Below are 17,642 nucleotides of genomic sequence, written 5' to 3' on the forward strand. Positions count from 1 at the left end.
AGGTCAGCTTTCTGAGAATTCGGCGGCCCGAGCCAGCAGGCTCTGCTGGAAGGGACAGAAGGCATGGGCGATGGCGTCCACCGCCCAGTCCGGGCAATCGGGGTCGAACCAGCGGTCCACCCAGGCCCAGTGATAGGGATGGCTGAGGTATTCGCCCAGCAGGTCCTCGACCCGGGCGAACTCCTGCTGCCAGACGTGAGTCCAGGGCGACGGGGACGTCACCCGCGACAATTGCCAGTTGCGGATGCCCGGCATGTAGCCGGGCATCCGCAGAAGGTCCTGCTCCAGTGCTGCGCGCTGCTCCATTGCCTGCGGGCGTACCCGCAGCAGCAGCGTGCGCCAGGCACCGCCGGTCAGGGCCGGTTCTCTGAGCCCGCCACCGATGCGCTGGTACGGGATGCGCTGGAATCCGGCGATGCCCGGCAGGTGGCTGAGGATGTCGTCCAGGGCGACAGGGGGCGACTCCGCAAACAGCAGGTCGAGGGTGCAATCGGCGGCGCCCCAACTGCCCGGCAGGTTCTGGCCGAACCCCAGGTACAGCAGGTCGGGCAGTGCCTGCAGGCGCTCACGCAGCAGAGAGTCCAGGACGGAAGGATCGCTATCGGCGGACAGCGTCAGTTGCAGGGTTTCACTCCACATGGGGCGCCTCCAGTGGCAGCCCTGCCGGGCCGAGCACGTGACGGCGACGGCCTTCGCCGTGCGATTCCACCTGGTCCCAGAAGGCGCGGACTTCCTCGCCCGCACCACTGCGCATGGCGTAGTAGGCCCAGACGTCGGCCACCTGCCAGAGCAGCCAGAGGGTGTTCACCTGTCCGGGAATCTCCACGGGTGGCGACACCCAGCGCCGCTCCAGGGTCAGGCCACGGGCGGCGCAAGCCGGCAGGTAAAGCTGGTCCAGGGCCTCCAGCACCGGCGCAAGGCGCGCGGGGGCGAGCGGAATCTCATCGAGTATGTGGATCACCCTTGGGCGCTCCCTTTTGTTGTTCTTCCGCGCAGTAGAACCGTGGCGCCAGCCGGGGCCATCGTCCGATCAGACGATGCCGGGAAATGCTGGCACCGCAGAATCCGGTCGGTGCACGCGCTGCAACGGTCTGCCTGAATCGGATGCAGCCCTCCAGAACCCCGATGGGAGAAGAACAAGATGAGTACCCTGCACCGCATCGAAGCCAAGCAGCTGGAGCCCCGTTACGCGCGTGGCTGGCACTGCCTGGGCCTGGCCAGCCAGTACCGTGACGGCAAGGCCCACCGACTGGATGTATTCGGCACCCGCCTGGTGGCCTTCGCCGGAGAGGACGGGCAGATCCGCATCCTCGATGGCTACTGCCCGCACATGGGGGCCGACCTGAGCCAGGGTTGCGTCGAGGGCGACGCGATCCGCTGCCCCTTCCACGAATGGCGCTGGCGCGCCGACGGCATCTGCGACGACATTCCCTACGCCAAGCGCATTCCGCCGCGGGCGAAGATCAAGTCCTGGCCGGTTTCCGAGCAGAACAAGCTGCTGTTCGTCTGGAACGACCCGGAAGGCAACCCGCCGATCGAGGAGCAGGCCATTCCGCGTATCGATGCCTGTTTCAGCGACGAGTGGGCGGAATGGGAAGTGGCCGAACTGAAGATCGACACAAACTGCCGCGAGCTGATCGACAACGTCTCGGACATGGCGCATTTCGATTCGGTACACGGCACCGGCCTCAACCACTTCAGCAATACCTTCGAGGGCCACAAGGCCGTGCAGGTGATGCGTGGCAAGAGCGCGCGGCTGTCCGGCGATGACGAGCTGACCACAGTGGCCACCTACTACGGCCCGGCCTACCAGATCACCGAAATGACCGGTGCCATGGGCGGCGTGCCGATCCACTCGATCCTGCTCAACTGCCACGTGCCCATCGACCTCAACAGCTTCACCCTGCGCTACGGCGTACTGGTGAAGAAGGTGCCGGGCCTGACCGACGAGCAGAACCGCGAGATGGCCCGGGTCTACGTGAAGCAGGCCCAGGACGCCTTCTACGAGGACGTGGCCATCTGGCACAGCAAGACCCGTGTCGACAACCCGTTGCTGTGCGACGGCGACGGTCCGGTCTACCAGCTGCGCAAGTGGTACGAGCAGTTCTACACCGACATCGCCGACCTGCCCTCCGGCATCGCCGAACCCCGCACCTTCGTAGTACTGGACGTCACCGAAACGGCCTGAACGCCGCCTACAGGTCCGGTCGTCTGCCGATCAGCGGAAGACGACCGGACTTGATGAAACGTCCCGTAAGTCTGTAAGTAGCATTCTAAAAAAATAAAAAGCGGTTCAGACATGGCACATAAACTCACGCACGAAGAGTTCAGCGGGATGCTCGGCAACCTCTATCAGGGGCCACTGGAAGACACCCCCTGGGCTAGCTTTCTCAACCAGTTGAAGCAGTACCTGCAAAGCAAATACGTCACCTTCATCCTGCGGCCACCGAGCGAGCAATCCGAAGGCCTGATGGTCAACACCACAGGCAGCTCCTCCGAGGTCACAGCGTCCTACAACAGGCACTTCTTCGCCCTCGACCCCTTCGTCGACCTGCCCAACCGGCAAGTGGTCACCAATAGCGAGTTCCTCTCGCGTACGGAGTGGGAAGAGTCGGACTTCTTCAAGAGCTTCCTGGAGCCAGTGGGGGTGTTCCACATCCTCGGCGCGGACATCCGCACCAACGACGGCGCCCAGTGCCGCATCCGCGTCAGCCGTGGCCGCGAGGACCCGGAGTTCACCGAGGACGACAAGGCGCTGGTGGCGCAGTTCATCCCGCACCTGGAACGCTCCATCAAGATCCACATGCAGCTGAACCGCATCGAGACCGAGCGTAACCTCTACGCCGGTGCGGTGGACCAGTTGGCTGTGGGCACCATCATCCTCGACGAGGATGGCAAGGTGCTACAGACCAACCGCGTGGCCGAGCGCCTGCTGCAGGACAAGGACGGGCTGAAGCTGGTCAACGATGGCCTGCAAGTGGGTAACCCACGGGATACCCAGGAGTTCCGCCGACTGGTCAAGCAGGCCCTGCAATCCCAGAAGAACAACCAGCCTTCGGTGGTGGAAGCCCTGCGGGTGCAGCGCCCGTCCGGCAAGGCGGACCTGGGCATCATCGTGCGATCGGTGCCCTTGTCGGCCTGGAACGAGGGCAAGCAATGCCCATCGGTGGTGATTTTCATCAGCGACCCGGAGCAGGAATCCAGCGCGCCCCAGGAAATCGTCAAGGCGCTGTTCGACCTGACCCCGGCCGAGGCCCAGCTGGCGATGCTGCTGGCCAACGGCCTGACCCTGGACGAAGCCTCCGACGCCCTGGGCATCAGCCGCAACACCGCACGGGCCCACCTGCGTTCGACCTTCTCCAAGACCGGTGTGACGCGGCAGACCATGCTGGTGCGGCTGATCCTGCGCAGCGTGGCGACGTTGGGTTGAGCGGTCTGCTCACGAACCGCGCCCGCACCTTTCGTCAGCAAGCTGACTCCTACAGCCGCACCAGCGGTTGCTGGATCTCCCCGGATTGTATACGGGCTACTCTCCGCCACCATCCTGTAGGAGCGAGCTTGCTCGCGAATCGCGCCCGCACCTTTCGCCAGCAAGCTGGCTCCTACAATGTCTCCCGCAGTCGCTTGACGTAGTCCATCCAGACGATGCCCCAGGTCCCGTTGCGCGCGACCCTCTTGCCCAACCGCCACGGGAGCCCGCCATGCGCAGCCTGCCCACCATCCTCAAGACCGAACTGCGCGCCAGGAGCGACTGGTTCCAGATCGAAGCCCTGCACCTGGAGTTCGCCAACGGCCAGCAGCGGGTTTACGAGCGACTGCGCGGCTCCGGCTATGAGTCGGTGCTGGTGGTGGCCCTGGTCGATCCACAGCAGGTCCTGCTGGTGCGCGAGTATGCCGTCGGCGTGGAGCAGCGGGTGCTGGGCCTGCCCAAGGGCGGGGTAGAACCCGGGGAGACCACGCTGCAGGCGGCCAATCGCGAACTGATGGAGGAAGTCGGCCTGCGCGCCGGACGCCTTCGTGAACTGGGCGTGCTGACCCTGGCGCCCGGCCACCTGTGCCACAGCTGCCGCGTGGTTCTGGCCGAAGACCTGCAACCCTGCACCGCCACGGGCGATGAGCCGGAACCCCTGGAGGTCTTGCAGGTAGCCCTGTCACAGCTGCCGGCCCTGGTGGCGTCGGGAGAGCTGCAGGAAGCGCGTGCCATTGCCGCGCTGTTCATGGCGCTCAGCAGATCGTCCCGGATCTAGTCCATTTGGACGAGGCAGCTTGTCGCAGCCCTTCCTAGTCTTGCCTCACAAGAAGATGTCCCTCCCTTGTAGAGGAATGACCATGACAATAAGAAAAAAGCTCTGTCTCTCCATCGCCATCTGCGCCTTTGGCGCTGCCTACACCGCAGTGCTGATGCGCCCGCTGCCGCAGCCCCTGGCTGCAACCCAGTACTGCCCATCCGCGTACCCCACCTGCGTCATCCCGGTTGCCAGCATAGGATCGATGTTGCGCTGATGACCGTTCTGCCGCGCGTCTGGGCGGATCAGCGCCGCTTGTCTCGCCCGACGGCCCGCGACCGGATGCCGCACAGCTGTCATGGCCCCCGCACACGGTGCCCATGCCACGCGCGTTGCGGCCTGGCGCCTGGCCCAGGCTCATCTGATATGGTTTTTGCCGTCTGATCTGAATCTGTTTTGCCCATCAGTGCCTTCCTATAGTCCGCCTCGCCGTAACAGCCTGATGGGCACTGATCATGAGCGAGAGAATTCCGGCGCAGGTCATCGAGGTCACCCCCGCCCTGCCCCCCATTGCCAGCAAACCCCTTTCCGCCTCCAGCGGCCCCATCCACACCCGCCGCTTCACCGGCCTCTTCCGCGACCTGCGCCGCTTCGGTGCGGGCCTTCTCTGTCTGCTCTTCTTCGGCACCCTCTGGCTCGACTGGGACGGTCGCCAGGCGGTGCTCTGGAGCCTGGAAGAGAGCAAGTTCTACATCTTCGGCGCCACCTTCTGGCCCCAGGACTTCATCCTGCTCTCGGGGCTGCTGATCATCTGCGCCTTCGGCCTATTCTTCATCACGGTGTTCGCTGGCCGCGTCTGGTGCGGCTACACCTGCCCGCAGAGCGTCTGGACCTGGATGTTCATGTGGTGCGAGCAGCTCACCGAAGGCGACCGCAACCAGCGCATCAAGCTGGCGGCCGCGCCCTGGAGCGCCAACAAGCTGCTGCGCCGTTCCGCCAAGCATGCCCTCTGGCTGACCATCAGCCTGGCCACGGCGATCACCTTCGTCGGCTACTTCACCCCGGTGCGTGACCTGGTGGCGAACCTGGTCACCTGGGAAATCGGCGGCACTGCATTGTTCTGGGTGATCTTCTTCGCCGCGGCCACCTATATAAATGCAGGCTGGATGCGCGAGCAGGTGTGCATCCACATGTGCCCCTATGCCCGCTTCCAGAGCGTGATGTTCGACAAGGACACCCTGATCGTCTCCTACGACCCGCGCCGCGGCGAGTCCCGCGGCCCGCGCAAGAAGGGCAGTGACCCGAAGGCCCAGGGCCTGGGCGACTGCATCGACTGCCAGATGTGCGTGCAGGTCTGCCCCACCGGCATCGACATCCGCGATGGCCTGCAGATCGCCTGCATCGGCTGCGCCGCCTGCATCGACGCCTGTGACTCGATCATGGACCGCATGGGCTACGCCCGTGGCCTGGTGGGCTACAGCTCGGAGCGCGCACTGGAAGGCGGCAAGACCCATCTGCTGCGCCCGCGACTGATCGGCTACGCCATCGCCCTGGTGCTGATGATCGTCGCCCTGGCCTGGCTGGGCGCCACCCGTCCGCAGCTGTCGGTGGACGTGATCAAGGACCGTGGCATGTTCCGCGAGAACGCCGCCGGCGAGATCGAGAACATCTACAACCTCAAGCTGATCAACAAGACCCAGCGCGACCAGCGTTACGTGGTGGAGTTGGAGGAAGCCCCCGGCTTCCGCTTGCAGGGCGAGCACGAGGTCAGCATCGGCGCTGGCGAGATCCTCTCGCTGCCGGTCTCGGTGGCACTCATCGACGACGAAGGCCCCGCCAGCTCCCGCCCACTGCGCTTCGTGGTGCGCAGCCTGAATGAGCCGGAAACCGCGGTCAGCGCCGGCAGCACCTTCGTCAGCCCGAGGCGCTGAAGCATGGGCCGGAACCATGGCGGCGTTCGCGCCGAGCGCTTAGAGTTGGGCACTGCCTTGCCGCTGCCCAGCCAGGAAAAGATGAAGCGCTACGAGAAATTCGCCGACGAGATCGCCGAACTGATCCGCACCGGGGTGCTGGCCCCGGGGCAGAAGGTGCCCTCGGTGCGGCACGCCAGCCGCACCTACGGCGTCAGCGCTTCCACCGTGTTCCAGGCTTATTACCTGCTGGAAAGCCGCGGACTGATCATCGCCCGCGCGCGCTCCGGCTACTTCGTCTGCGAACACGTGCGCCGCCCCCTGCCCGAACCCCGGCCGGGGCCACGGGAAGCGGCCACCACCGAGGTGGATGTCAGCGAACTGGTGTTCTCGGTGCTGAGCTCCATCAAGGACCCGGACACAGTGCCCTTCGGCTCGGCCTTTCCCAGCCCGGAACTCTTTCCCCTGCAGCGCCTGGCGCGCTCCATGGCCCATGCGGTCCGGGAGATGGACCCGCGCTCCACTGTGGCCGACATGACACCGGGCAACCATGCCCTGCGCCGGCAGATCGCCTTGCGCTACATGGTCGGCGGCCTGCCTCTGCCCATCGAGGAGCTGGTGATCTGCAACGGCGCCCTGGAAGCCCTCAACCTCTGCCTGCAGGTGGTTACCCGCCCCGGCGACCTGGTGGCCATCGAAGCGCCGGCCTTCTATGCCAGCCTGCAGGTACTCGAACGCCTGAAGCTCAAAGCGGTGGAGATTCCGCTGCACCCGCGCGACGGCATCGACCTGCAGGTGCTGGAAGACAGCCTGGAGCGCCTGCCGATCAAGGCCTGCTGGTTCATGAGCAACTTCCAGAATCCGCTGGGAGCGAGTCTCTCGGAGGACAAGAAGCGCCAACTGGCCACGCTGCTGGCCAGACACCAGGTGCCGATGATCGAGGACGACGTCTACGCCGAGCTGTACTTCGGCCAGCACGCTCCCAAACCGGTGAAGGCCTACGACAACGAAGGCCTGGTGATGCACTGCAGCTCCTTCTCCAAGAGCCTGGCACCTGGCTACCGGGTGGGCTGGGTCGCCGGCGGGCGCTTCGCCGGGCAGATCGAGCGGCTGAAGCTGATGACCAGCATCTCGGCCTCGGTGCCGGCCCAGGCCGCGATTGCCGATTACCTGCAACACGGCGGCTACGATCGTCACCTGCGTAAATTGCGCTACGCCCTGGAGAGTCAGCGCAACGCCATGCTCGCCGCCGTGGCGCGCCACTTCCCCGAAGAGACCCGCGTCAGCCGCCCGGAAGGGGGCTACTTCCTCTGGCTGGAATTTCCCGAGCAGGTGGATTCGCTACGCCTGTTCCAACTGGCCCTGGCGCAGGGCATCAGCATCGCTCCGGGGCCGATTTTTTCCGCGACACGGCGTTTCGGCCATTGTGCCCGTCTCAACTTCGGTCATCCCTGGAGCAACTCCAGCGAACAGGCGATGGAAACTCTTGGCAGAATTATCCGGTCTCTTCTGGATAACTCCTGACATTCGAAAAGTAGATATCGCTCGCACCCTTGGGAACTCTCCGTAATGGAGCTTTCTCGATTCCTTGTTATACTTCGCGATGTTCTCTCGGGGTTTTCAGGGAAATCGACTTCCTATCCCGGAATTTTCGCAGGGACTTTCTGATGTGCGTAGGAAAGTCCCACTTTGTTGCGATTACTGAACTTTGTCCTACAAGAAGGCCGCAGCGACGGCCTCGACCGGGCGACCGACGCCAAGGGGGCCAAGGCCTCTAGATCGCCCGATCCAGCTGACGACCATTGATCAAGAAGACGGAATTAAGCACGTGACGAAAGACGAACTGCGCGCCGAACTCGAGCGCCAGGCGCAACGTTACAAGGACGTATACGGCGGCGAAATCACTACCTATGCCGCGCAAAGGGACCCCGAACGCAAGCCCTGGCGCAAAAAACCCAGCCTGCTCGACAAGAGCTTTGAAAGAGAGCTGGAAAAGATCGAGAAAGAGCTGCGAGAGGAACCCTGAGAAATCGTCGTCCAGCCCGCGGGGAGATTCTCTCGTAGTGTTCTGCGACAACTTCTGTAGGGAACGTCGGAAACCGCTCGGCGTCGAGGAGTGAGCGACGACCGGTTTTCTGGCATAATCGCGGCCCCTTCATGACCTCAGTCACAAAACATTCATGTTCGATCTCTTCAGCGGGCTAGATGCCTGGCTGGTGCTGAGCCTCTGTCTCGCCCTGGCATTCGTCCTGACCTTCGAGTTCATCAACGGCTTCCATGACACCGCCAACGCGGTGGCCACCGTCATCTACACCAAGGCCATGTCGCCCTACCGGGCAGTGATCCTCTCGGGGATCTTCAACTTCCTTGGCGTGCTGCTGGGCGGCGTCGGCGTGGCGTACGCCATCGTCCACCTGTTGCCGGTGGAGCTGCTGATCAATGTCAATACCGGCCATGGCCTGGCCATGGTGTTCAGCCTGCTGACTGCGGCCATCGCCTGGAACCTGGGTACCTGGTATTTCGGCATTCCGGCCTCCAGCTCCCACACCCTGATCGGCTCCATCCTCGGCGTCGGCCTGGCCAACGCCCTGATCACCAACGTGCCGCTGGCCGAAGGTGTGAACTGGGGCAAGGCCATCGACATCGGCCTGTCGCTGATCTTCTCGCCGGCCGCCGGCTTCCTGGTCGCGGCCCTGGTGCTGCTCGGCCTGAAGTGGATGTATCCGCTGTCGAAGATGCACAAGACCCCGGAAACCCGCAAGGAGCTGGACGAGAAGAAACATCCGCCCTTCTGGAACCGCCTCGTGCTGGTGCTTTCCGCCATGGCCGTGAGCTTCGTGCACGGCTCCAACGACGGTCAGAAAGGCATCGGCCTGATCATGCTGGTGCTGATCGGTATCGTTCCGGCCAAGTTCGTACTGGACCTCAACAGCACCACCTACCAGATCGAGCGTACCCGTGATGCCGCGATCCACCTGAGCCAGTTCTACCAGCGCCACACCGACACCCTTGGCGAGATGCTGGCCCTGGGCAAGAGCAATGGCAGCGACATGCCGGAACTCTATCGCTGCGATCCGAAGCAGACCGAGCCGACCATCGCCGCCCTGCTGAAGACCCTCGACGGCGTCTCCAACTACAACGACCTGAGCGAAGAGCGCCGCATCGAATCCCGCCGCTACCTGCTCTGCCTGGACGACACCGCGAAGAAGGTAGGCAAGCTCGCCGGACTGCCGGCCCGCGAGAAGGCCGACCTCGACAAGCTGCGCAAGGACCTGACCGCCACCACCGAATACGCCCCGTTCTGGGTGATCCTGGCCGTAGCCCTGGCGCTTGGCATCGGCACCATGGTCGGCTGGAAGCGTGTGGTACGCACCGTCGGCGAGAAAATCGGCAAGCACGGCATGACCTACGCACAGGGCATGAGCGCGCAGATCACCGCCGCCTGCGCCATTGGCATGGCCAACATCTACAGCCTGCCGGTGTCCACCACCCACGTACTGTCCTCCGGCGTCGCCGGCACCATGGTCGCCAACAAGAGCGGCCTGCAGAGCGGTACCGTGCGCAACATCGTGATGGCCTGGGTACTTACCCTGCCCATCACCATCGTGCTGTCCGCTGCCCTCTTCTGGCTGGCCATCACCGTCATCGTCTGATTCGGACGAGGAAGAAAAAGGGCGCTCTCGGGCGCCCTTTTTCGTTTCCTGCGGGAGCGAATTCATTCGCGATTGGAATCGCACAGGCAAATCGTAGCCTGGATGAAATCCGGGAGCGGCGGTGGGACGTTCCCCGGATTTCATCAGGGCTACGGAACTGCTTGCGAAACATTGTGCCTGCCCGATTCGCGAGCAGAGTTCGCTCCTGCGCAAGACAGGTTCTACCCGCACAGTAAAAGGGCGCCCCAAAGCGCCCTTTCTCGTTGCTGACCTTCGGCCTGCACGTCGATTGAAACGACCTCTCGCCTCAACGGCGTTTGCTGCCTCCCAGCAATGATCCCATCAATCCACGCACAAGTTGCCGGCCAAGCTGGTTGGCGGCCTGGCGTACCGCCGTCTTCACTGCCTGGCTGGCAAAGGTGCCCAGCAGTTCGCCGGCCAGGTCGCCCACACCGGACTGATTGGTCTTGACCTTGCCGCCCTTCGGCTCGGGTTCTTCGACCGGTGCCTGGGCCGCTCGGGCCGTGAGCATTTCATAGGCGGATTCACGGTCGATGGGTTTGTCGTAACGCCCGGCCTGGGGCGAGCTGCGCACCAGCGCGGCGCGTTCGCTGTCGTTCAGCGGGCCGATACGCGATTGCGGCGGAGCGATGGCCACGCGCTGGACCATGGCCGGTGTGCCCTTTTCCTCCAGGGTGCCCACCAGGGCTTCGCCAATCCCCAATTCGGTGAGCACGGTGAGGGTGTCGAATGCCGGATTGGGACGGAAGCCGTCGGCCACCGCGCGCAGGGCCTTCTGCTCCTTGGCGGTGAACGCGCGCAGGCCGTGCTGGATACGCAAGCCAAGCTGGGCCAGCACGTCATCGGGCAGGTCACTGGGAGACTGGGTGACGAAATAGACACCCACCCCTTTGGAGCGGATCAACCGCACCACCTGCTCCAGGCGTTCCTGCAATGCCTTCGGCGTATCGCTGAAGAGCAGGTGCGCCTCGTCGAAGAACAGTGCCAGCACCGGTTTGTCGGCATCGCCGCGTTCGGGCAGTTGTTCGAAGAGTTCCGCCAGCAGCCAGAGCAGGAAAGTGGCATAGACCTTGGGCGCTTCATGGACCAGGCGGCTGGCATCCAGCAGGTGGATGCGGCCACGGCCGTCGCGATCGGGCTGGAGGATGTCCTCCAGTTGCAGGGCCGGCTCACCGAACAGCGACTCGGCCCCCTGCTGCTCCAGGGTGGCCAGGCGCCGCAGCAAGGCCTGCGCGGAGGCACCGGCGAACAGGGCGCGGTCTTCTCCAAGCAGTTCCGGATGATCCTTGAGGTGGTTGAGCAGCGCCTTGAGGTCCTTCAGGTCAAGCAGCAGCAGACCTTCGCGATCGGCCACCTGGAAGGCGGCATAGAGCGCGGCCTGCTGGCTGTCGGTCAGCTCCAGCAGGTTGCCCAGCAGCAGCGGCCCCATTTCACTGAGGGTGGTGCGCAGCGGATGACCGGTCTGTCCGGCAACATCCCAGAGGGTGACCGGGTAGGCCTGGGGCCGGTGACCCAGCCAGGACATGGAAGCGATGCGCTCGGCCACCTTGCCCTGGGGATTTCCCGCCGCGCCAAGGCCGCAAAGGTCACCCTTGATGTCCGCCGCGAACACCGCCACGCCGGCATCGCTGAAGACTTCCGCCAGGCGCTGCAGGGTCACCGTCTTGCCGGTACCGGTAGCGCCGGCGATCAGGCCGTGGCGGTTGGCCAGTTTCATGGCCTGGGCGACGGGGTTGCCCTGTGGATCGGCACCAAGCGTCAAGGACCGGGGTTCGGGCATTTTGTACTCCTCGAATTAAAGCTTTCATCAAATCCCGCCGATATATAAACCGACGTTTCTAATCAGTTTTTCCAGCACTCACGTGCGGTAAAGACTGGTGCCTGACCCAATCGGACGCAAGCAGACATGATTAAAAACCTGCGGTTCAGCCACAAGATTCTGCTCGCCGCCTCCCTGGTGGTAATTGCAGCCTTCTCGCTGTTCACTCTGTACAACGATTACTTGCAAAGGAATGCGCTCCGTGACGACCTGGAAAACTATCTGCAGGAGATGGGCGATGTAACCGCCAGCAATATCCAGAACTGGCTTTCGGGCCGGATTCTGCTGGTGGAAAGCGTCGCCGAATCCCTTGCGGCCAATCCAGCCGCCGATGCCGTACCCACCCTGCTGCAACAGCGGGCCCTGAGCTCCACCTTCGCCTTCACCTACTTCGGCACCCAGGACGGGCAGTTCACCATGCGCCCGGACAGCGCCATGCCCGAGGGCTACGACCCGCGTACCCGCCCCTGGTACCAGGGCGCCAAGAGCGCCGGCGGCACCATCCTCACCGAGCCTTATGTGGACGCTGCGACAGGCCAGCTGACCATGACCATCGCCACGCCGGTGCAGTCCCTCGGCGTCGCCGGCGGTGACCTGAGCCTGCAGACCCTGGCACAGATCATCAACGCCCTGGACTTCGACGGCATGGGCTATGCCTTCCTGGTCAGCGCCGACGGCAAGGTCCTGGTGCACCCGAACAAGGACATGGTGATGAAGAGCCTGCGGGACATCTACCCGCAGAACACCCCGGCCATCAGCACCGGCTTCAGTGAAGTCGAGCTGAACGGCACCCCCCGCATCCTCACCTTCTCCCCGGTGAAGGGCCTGCCGTCTGTGAACTGGTACATCGGCGTATCGGTGGACAAGGGCAAGGCCTACAGCATGCTCAACGAGTTCCGCGCCTCGGCTATCGTCGCCACCGTGATCGCCGTGGTGATCATCATGATCCTGCTGGGCATGCTGATCCGCGTGCTGATGCAGCCGCTGCACACCATGGGCCGCGCCATGCAGGACATCGCCCAGGGCGAAGGCGACCTGACCCGCCGCCTGGCGATCCATACCCAGGATGAATTCGGCGAGCTGGCCAGCGCCTTCAACCGTTTCGTCGAGCGTATCCACGGCTCCATCCGCGAAGTGTCCTCGGCCACCCATCAGGTGAACCAGGTGGCCAGGCTGGTGCTGAACGCCTCCAACTCGTCCATGAGCAACTCCGACGAGCAGGCCAACCGCACCAACAGCGTCGCCGCCGCGATCAACGAACTGGGCGCTGCCGCCCAGGAAATCGCCCGCAACGCCGCCGACGCCTCGCAGCAGGCCTCCTCCGCGCGCACCCTGGCCGAAGACGGTCGCCAGGTGGTGGAACGCACCATCGCCGCGATGAACGAACTGTCCGGAAAGATCCGCGCCTCCTGCGGCAACATCGAGACACTGAACAGCAAGACGGTGAACATCGGGCAGATCCTCGAAGTCATCAAAGGCATCTCCGAACAGACCAACCTGCTGGCGCTCAACGCCGCCATCGAGGCCGCCCGCGCCGGGGAAGCCGGCCGTGGCTTCGCCGTGGTGGCCGACGAGGTGCGCAACCTGGCTCACCGTACCCAGGAATCGGCGCAGGAAATCCAGCAGATGATCGAGGAACTGCAGGTCGGCGCCCGCGAAGCGGTCACCACCATGACCGAGAGCCAGCGCTACAGCGAGCAGAGCGTGGAAATCGCCAACCAGGCCGGCCAACGCCTGGGCAGCGTGACCCAGCGCATCGGCGAGATCGACGGCATGAACCAGTCGGTGGCCACCGCCACCGAGGAACAGACCGCCGTGGTCGACTCGCTGAACATGGACATCACCGAGATCAACACCCTCAACCAGGAAGGCGTGGAAAACCTCCAGGCCACCCTGCGCGCCTGCGCCGACCTGGACCAGCAGGCCGCACGGCTGCAGCAACTGGTGGGTAGTTTCCGCATCTGACGCCGGCCCCACTCCCCCTCCCTTCAGGGAGGGGGAAACCAAGCAGCACTAGAACCAAAAACAAGAAAGGCGCCCTAGGGCGCCTTCTTCTTTTCCTCCTCTTCCTGCACCTTGCGCCACAGCTCGGCGGCCCCGGGAAACTCGGTGCCGTTCTCCTCGCTCAGCTCCTCCGGGTCATAGCGCCGGACACAGCCTTCGCCAAGGGTGGGCGGCGGGGTGGAGGTGGCGCGGTCACACGGGTCGGCCATGGCAGAGTCCTCAGACTTCCGGAGGTTGTTCGCGGTCATGCTGAGCAAAAGCCTTCACTGCACGCAAGACATCGCGGCGGCTGATCTGGCCGACCAGCACCCCCTCCTCCACCACCGGGAAACGCCGGCGATTGTCGCGCAGGAAGCGCTGACAGACTTCGATGATGTCGGTTTCGGGGGAGACACTCTCGACCCCGGTGGACATGTAGCTGCTGACGCTACCGCCGACGGCATCGAAATACGCGCCGGAGAGAATGCCACGCAGGCAGTCGCTGTCGGAGATCATGCCGATCAGGTGGCCTTGGGAATCCACCACCGGAGCACCGGATATGCGGTGCTCCAGCAGGCGGTCGATGGCGAGGAAAAGGTCGGTGTCGGACCTGAAGGTCACCAGGTGGTGCGTCATGTAGTCACGCACCTTGACGGACTTGAGCATGGGGCGGACTCCTCTGTCGGTGGACCGACGCGGGCGCCCGCCTGAGGCATCAGTCGAACACGACGGTCTTGTTGTCGTGTACCAGCACCCGGTCTTCCAGGTGATAGCGTAGTCCACGGGACAGAACCATCTTTTCCACGTCCTTGCCGAGTCGAACCATGTCCTCGACGCTGTCGCGGTGAGTCACGCGCACCACGTCCTGCTCGATGATCGGACCGGCATCCAGCTCCTCGGTGACGTAGTGGCAGGTAGCGCCGATCAGCTTCACGCCACGTAGCGAGGCCTGATGGTACGGCTTGGCACCGACGAAGGACGGCAGAAAGCTGTGGTGGATGTTGATCACCTGGTGGGCGTAACGCTGGCACAGCGCAGGCGGGAGGATCTGCATGTAGCGGGCGAGCACCACGGTATCGGCGTTGTGCTCTTCCACCAGGCGCGAAACCTCGTCGAAGGCCGGCTGCTTGTTCTTCGGGTCCACCGGCACATGGAAGTACGAAATACCGTGCCACTCCACCATGCTGCGCAGGTCGTCGTGGTTGGCGATCACGCAGGGAATCTCGCAATCCAGCTCGCCGCTGTGCCAGCGGTGCAGCAGGTCGGCCAGGCAGTGGGACTCGCGGCTGGCCATCAGCACCACGCGCTTCTTCACCGCGGAGTCGGTGATGCGCCATTCCATCGAGAACTCGCGGGCGATAGGCGCAAAGGCCTGGCGGAAACCGTCCAGATCGAAGGGCAGGGAGTCGGCACGGATTTCATGGCGCATGAAGAACCAGCCGCTCTGATTATCCGAATGATGGCTGGCTTCGGTAATCCAGCCGTTGTAGGTAGCCAGGAAGTTACTGACCTTGGCTACGATGCCGACGCCGTCCGGACAGGCAATCACCAGACGAAATGTGCGCATTGGGGAACACTCCAGAGACTTCGCAAAGGCGGCCATTCTAGCCAGTATGCGCAAAAACTTCAGTAACCTCGTGGCCTCCAGGGGATTGCCGCTGATCGCGGAACAACACCAGACAGGCAAACTAAGGGCCGAAAGCGAAGGCTGATATAGCGAGTATCCCGCGCGCAATTACGCATTAGACGGCCCGTGGGACTAGTATGAAAGAAGAAGTCGCCAACAATGCGTACAAAACTTTTCCTGCTTATTTACTTGCAGATAATCGCTGTCTATTATTGCTGACACTTCGCAATCGCAAGTCAACGCAAGATTCCAACAAGGGACGCCGACATGTCGCTGATCAACGAATACCGGGCTACGGAAGAAGCCATCAAGGAGCTCCAAGAGCGCCTGAAGAACCTGTCCCAGGACGACAAACTGAAGAAAGAACTGGAGTTTGAGGGCAAACTGCGCACTCTGATGGGTGAATATCAGAAGTCCCTGCGCGACATCATTGCCCTGCTCGATCCGGAAGCCCGCTCCGTCAAGGCTCCGCGCGCCGCCAAGGCCGCTGCCGCCGGCAGCAAGCGCGCTCGCAAGGTCAAGCAGTACAAGAACCCGGAGACGGGTGAAGTCATCGAAACCAAGGGCGGCAACCACAAGACTCTGAAAGAGTGGAAAGCCAAGTGGGGCGCCGAGGTCGTTGAAGGCTGGGCCACCATCCTGGGCTAAGCCTTCGGCAATAAAGAACGCCAGCATCTGCTGGCGTTTTTTATTGCCGGGGGAAAAACCGCAAAGTTTCCGGTGTCTTTATCGCAACTGATAGCGCTGCCCCAGTTCCGTGGCATATCGGCGCCACTCCAGCAAGATCGCCTGTTGTGCCGGATCTGCCTTGGTCTGGAATTCATCCAGCGCGCGAAAAAAACTCTCCAGGGTATTAGGCGCCCCGAATTCCGGGCTTCTCAGCCGATTTTTACAAAACTCCTTCCAGCGCGACCGGTCAGTCTCCGACAAAGTTTCAGGAAAGTTTCTGGCACGGTAACGGAACAGCAACTCCGGTAGACGCGGGTCGTCGAACGGCCAGCTCTCCCGGGACAGCCGTTGCGGATCGGCGCGGCGCACTTGTTCGCAGAGCCGACGATCGCGATCACCGAGAAATCCGTCATACAACTGCTGCTCCGGATCATCCGACGAAACGAACTCTTCTTCGGCATAAATGACCGGCAACTTCTCTTGCCACACGGCGGTTTGCGCAGTGAGCAGCGTGGCGCGGCGCTGGCAGAGCTCCAGGTCGACGCCCAGACGCTGGCGATCGGTTTCACGCAGCACGCCGAGGGGCGCTACCACCGGGCAGCGGTTGATGTGCAGCAGCTTCAGCGGCACCGGCAGCTCGCCTTCGGCCAGTTCGTCGCTGCGGGTGTAGAGCCGCCGGCGCAGGGTTTCCCCGTCCAGCTCCAGCAGGGGGGCAGGGTCCGACTGCAGGTCGAGCACGATCAGCGCATTGCGGTTGCGCGGATGCCAGGCCAGCGGCAGCACCACCGCCAGGTAATGACGCTCGCCGGAGTAGCGTCCGGAAATGTGCACCAGCGGCTGCAGCAGGCGAACCTGTTCCTGCACCTTGTGCTTGCTGCGCAACTGATAGAGGTAATCGAAGAGCTTCGGCTGGCGCTCCCGCAGCAGACGCGCCAGGGCGATGGTCGCGCGAACGTCGGAGAGTGCGTCGTGAGCCTGGCCATGATCGATGCCATTGGCCGCCGTGAGCAGCTCCAGGCGCAGGCTGACGCGCCCGTCCTGCTGCGGCCATTCGATGCCTTCCGGGCGCAGGGCATAGGCGGTGCGCACCAGGTCGATCAGGTCCCAGCGGCTATTGCCGCCTTGCCACTCGCGGGCGTAGGGATCGTAGAAGTTGCGGTAGAAGCTGTAACGGGTGACCTCGTCATCGAAGCGCAGGGTGTTGTAACCGGCGCCGCAGGTGCCCGGCAGCGACAGCTCGGCATGCACCCGCTGCATGAACTCGGCCTCGCCCAGCCCCTTCTCCGCCAGGGTGCCGGGCAGGATGCCGGTAACCAGGCAGGCCGCCGGATGGGGCAGGATGTCGTCGCTGGGCTTGCAGTAGAGGTTGATCGGCTCGCCGATCTCGTTGAGCGCTTCGTCGGTGCGAATGCCGGCCACCTGCAACGGCCGATCGCAGCGCGGATTGATGCCGGTGGTTTCGTAGTCGTGCCAGAAGATGCTGGAAGTCACGGCGTCCCCCTGATTCGTGAGCGGGCCAGTCTATCACCGTGCCGAACGCGGCAACGTCGCCGAACGAAGCAGGAAACTTCGCCATCGGTCGTCTTGCTGGCCGCTTTGCCGCGCGCCTAGAATCGCCGCCACTGGATGATCGACCCGACAAGGACTGGCCCATGCCCGCGCCCACCGCACCCCGCGCCGATACCTGCGCGCCATTCGCCTTGTCGAATGCCCCGCGCCCTTCACAGCATGCCA

The 17,642-nt window shown here is 63.6% G+C and carries 17 protein-coding genes; 10 read left to right on the top strand and 7 right to left on the bottom strand.

Annotated features, from left to right (window positions below; all coding sequences use genetic code 11):
• Positions 1-3: 3 nt before the first annotated feature.
• Together ACFW0B_RS00765 and ACFW0B_RS00770 are read right to left on the bottom strand one after the other, a co-directional pair.
• Positions 4-639: a Dabb family protein gene (locus ACFW0B_RS00765; protein WP_151132126.1), complete on the bottom strand. Its 636-nt coding sequence runs from the start codon at positions 637-639 to the stop codon at positions 4-6.
• Positions 629-961 carry a hypothetical protein gene (locus tag ACFW0B_RS00770; RefSeq protein WP_151132125.1) on the bottom strand — a complete coding sequence of 111 codons (333 nt, stop codon included), beginning with the start codon at positions 959-961 and terminating at the stop codon, positions 629-631. The genes ACFW0B_RS00765 and ACFW0B_RS00770 overlap by 11 nt, the downstream gene beginning before the upstream one ends.
• Before the next feature lie 180 nt (positions 962-1,141).
• Here ACFW0B_RS00770 and ACFW0B_RS00775 point away from each other — a divergent pair, with 180 nt between their 5' ends.
• The 8 genes from ACFW0B_RS00775 (at position 1,142) to ACFW0B_RS00810 (ending at position 9,789) form a co-directional block, all read left to right on the top strand.
• Positions 1,142-2,188: a Rieske 2Fe-2S domain-containing protein gene (locus tag ACFW0B_RS00775; protein WP_449146056.1), complete on the top strand. Its 1,047-nt coding sequence runs from the start codon at positions 1,142-1,144 to the stop codon at positions 2,186-2,188.
• 111 nt (positions 2,189-2,299) lie between these two features.
• Entirely contained in the window at positions 2,300-3,430 is a 1,131-nt protein-coding gene (locus ACFW0B_RS00780) for a helix-turn-helix transcriptional regulator (RefSeq protein WP_449146057.1), read from the top strand.
• A 271-nt stretch (positions 3,431-3,701) separates the two neighbouring features.
• Positions 3,702-4,247: an ADP compounds hydrolase NudE gene (gene nudE, locus ACFW0B_RS00785; RefSeq protein ID WP_449146058.1), complete on the top strand. Its 546-nt coding sequence runs from the start codon at positions 3,702-3,704 to the stop codon at positions 4,245-4,247.
• An 82-nt stretch (positions 4,248-4,329) separates the two neighbouring features.
• On the top strand, positions 4,330-4,503 hold the full coding sequence (locus tag ACFW0B_RS00790; protein ID WP_449146059.1) for a hypothetical protein: 174 nt from the start codon (positions 4,330-4,332) through the stop codon (positions 4,501-4,503).
• A gap of 238 nt (positions 4,504-4,741) precedes the next feature.
• Positions 4,742-6,157: a cytochrome c oxidase accessory protein CcoG gene (gene ccoG, locus ACFW0B_RS00795; RefSeq protein WP_449146060.1), complete on the top strand. Its 1,416-nt coding sequence runs from the start codon at positions 4,742-4,744 to the stop codon at positions 6,155-6,157.
• An 81-nt stretch (positions 6,158-6,238) separates the two neighbouring features.
• Positions 6,239-7,660, top strand: coding sequence for a GntR family transcriptional regulator MpaR (mapR, locus tag ACFW0B_RS00800; RefSeq protein WP_449146293.1), 1,422 nt, complete (start codon positions 6,239-6,241; stop codon positions 7,658-7,660).
• Between the two features lie 304 nt (positions 7,661-7,964).
• Positions 7,965-8,162, top strand: coding sequence for a hypothetical protein (locus ACFW0B_RS00805; protein WP_151132120.1), 198 nt, complete (start codon positions 7,965-7,967; stop codon positions 8,160-8,162).
• Positions 8,163-8,316: 154 nt separating this feature from the next.
• Positions 8,317-9,789: an inorganic phosphate transporter gene (locus tag ACFW0B_RS00810; protein ID WP_449146061.1), complete on the top strand. Its 1,473-nt coding sequence runs from the start codon at positions 8,317-8,319 to the stop codon at positions 9,787-9,789.
• A gap of 307 nt (positions 9,790-10,096) precedes the next feature.
• Here the strand turns inward: ACFW0B_RS00810 and ACFW0B_RS00815 are convergent, their stop codons facing one another.
• Positions 10,097-11,590 carry a helicase HerA-like domain-containing protein gene (locus ACFW0B_RS00815; RefSeq protein ID WP_449146062.1) on the bottom strand — a complete coding sequence of 498 codons (1,494 nt, stop codon included), beginning with the start codon at positions 11,588-11,590 and terminating at the stop codon, positions 10,097-10,099.
• A 126-nt stretch (positions 11,591-11,716) separates the two neighbouring features.
• Here ACFW0B_RS00815 and ACFW0B_RS25960 point away from each other — a divergent pair, with 126 nt between their 5' ends.
• Complete coding sequence (locus ACFW0B_RS25960) at positions 11,717-13,594, top strand: methyl-accepting chemotaxis protein (protein ID WP_459251676.1); 1,878 nt, start codon at positions 11,717-11,719, stop codon at positions 13,592-13,594.
• A 74-nt stretch (positions 13,595-13,668) separates the two neighbouring features.
• Here ACFW0B_RS25960 and ACFW0B_RS00830 read toward each other — a convergent pair whose 3' ends face one another.
• The 3 genes from ACFW0B_RS00830 to purU are packed head-to-tail and all read right to left on the bottom strand — an operon-like array spanning position 13,669 to position 15,179.
• The gene (locus ACFW0B_RS00830) at positions 13,669-13,842 is read right to left on the bottom strand and encodes a hypothetical protein (protein ID WP_449146063.1); all 174 of its coding nucleotides are present in this window, start codon (positions 13,840-13,842) and stop codon (positions 13,669-13,671) included.
• Between the two features lie 10 nt (positions 13,843-13,852).
• Positions 13,853-14,278: a CBS domain-containing protein gene (locus ACFW0B_RS00835; protein WP_449146064.1), complete on the bottom strand. Its 426-nt coding sequence runs from the start codon at positions 14,276-14,278 to the stop codon at positions 13,853-13,855.
• 49 nt (positions 14,279-14,327) lie between these two features.
• Positions 14,328-15,179 (bottom strand): formyltetrahydrofolate deformylase, encoded by an 852-nt coding sequence (gene purU, locus ACFW0B_RS00840; protein ID WP_449146065.1) that lies wholly within the window; start codon positions 15,177-15,179, stop codon positions 14,328-14,330.
• Between the two features lie 327 nt (positions 15,180-15,506).
• Here purU and mvaT point away from each other — a divergent pair, with 327 nt between their 5' ends.
• The gene (mvaT, locus tag ACFW0B_RS00845; protein WP_449146066.1) at positions 15,507-15,887 is read left to right on the top strand and encodes a histone-like nucleoid-structuring protein MvaT; all 381 of its coding nucleotides are present in this window, start codon (positions 15,507-15,509) and stop codon (positions 15,885-15,887) included.
• Positions 15,888-15,965: 78 nt separating this feature from the next.
• Here mvaT and sbcB read toward each other — a convergent pair whose 3' ends face one another.
• Entirely contained in the window at positions 15,966-17,399 is a 1,434-nt protein-coding gene (sbcB, locus tag ACFW0B_RS00850) for an exodeoxyribonuclease I (protein WP_449146067.1), read from the bottom strand.
• Positions 17,400-17,642: the final 243 nt, after the last annotated feature.

Origin of the sequence: Metapseudomonas phytobenefica (assembly GCF_043392685.1) — a bacterium.
Taxonomy (GTDB): domain Bacteria; phylum Pseudomonadota; class Gammaproteobacteria; order Pseudomonadales; family Pseudomonadaceae; genus Metapseudomonas.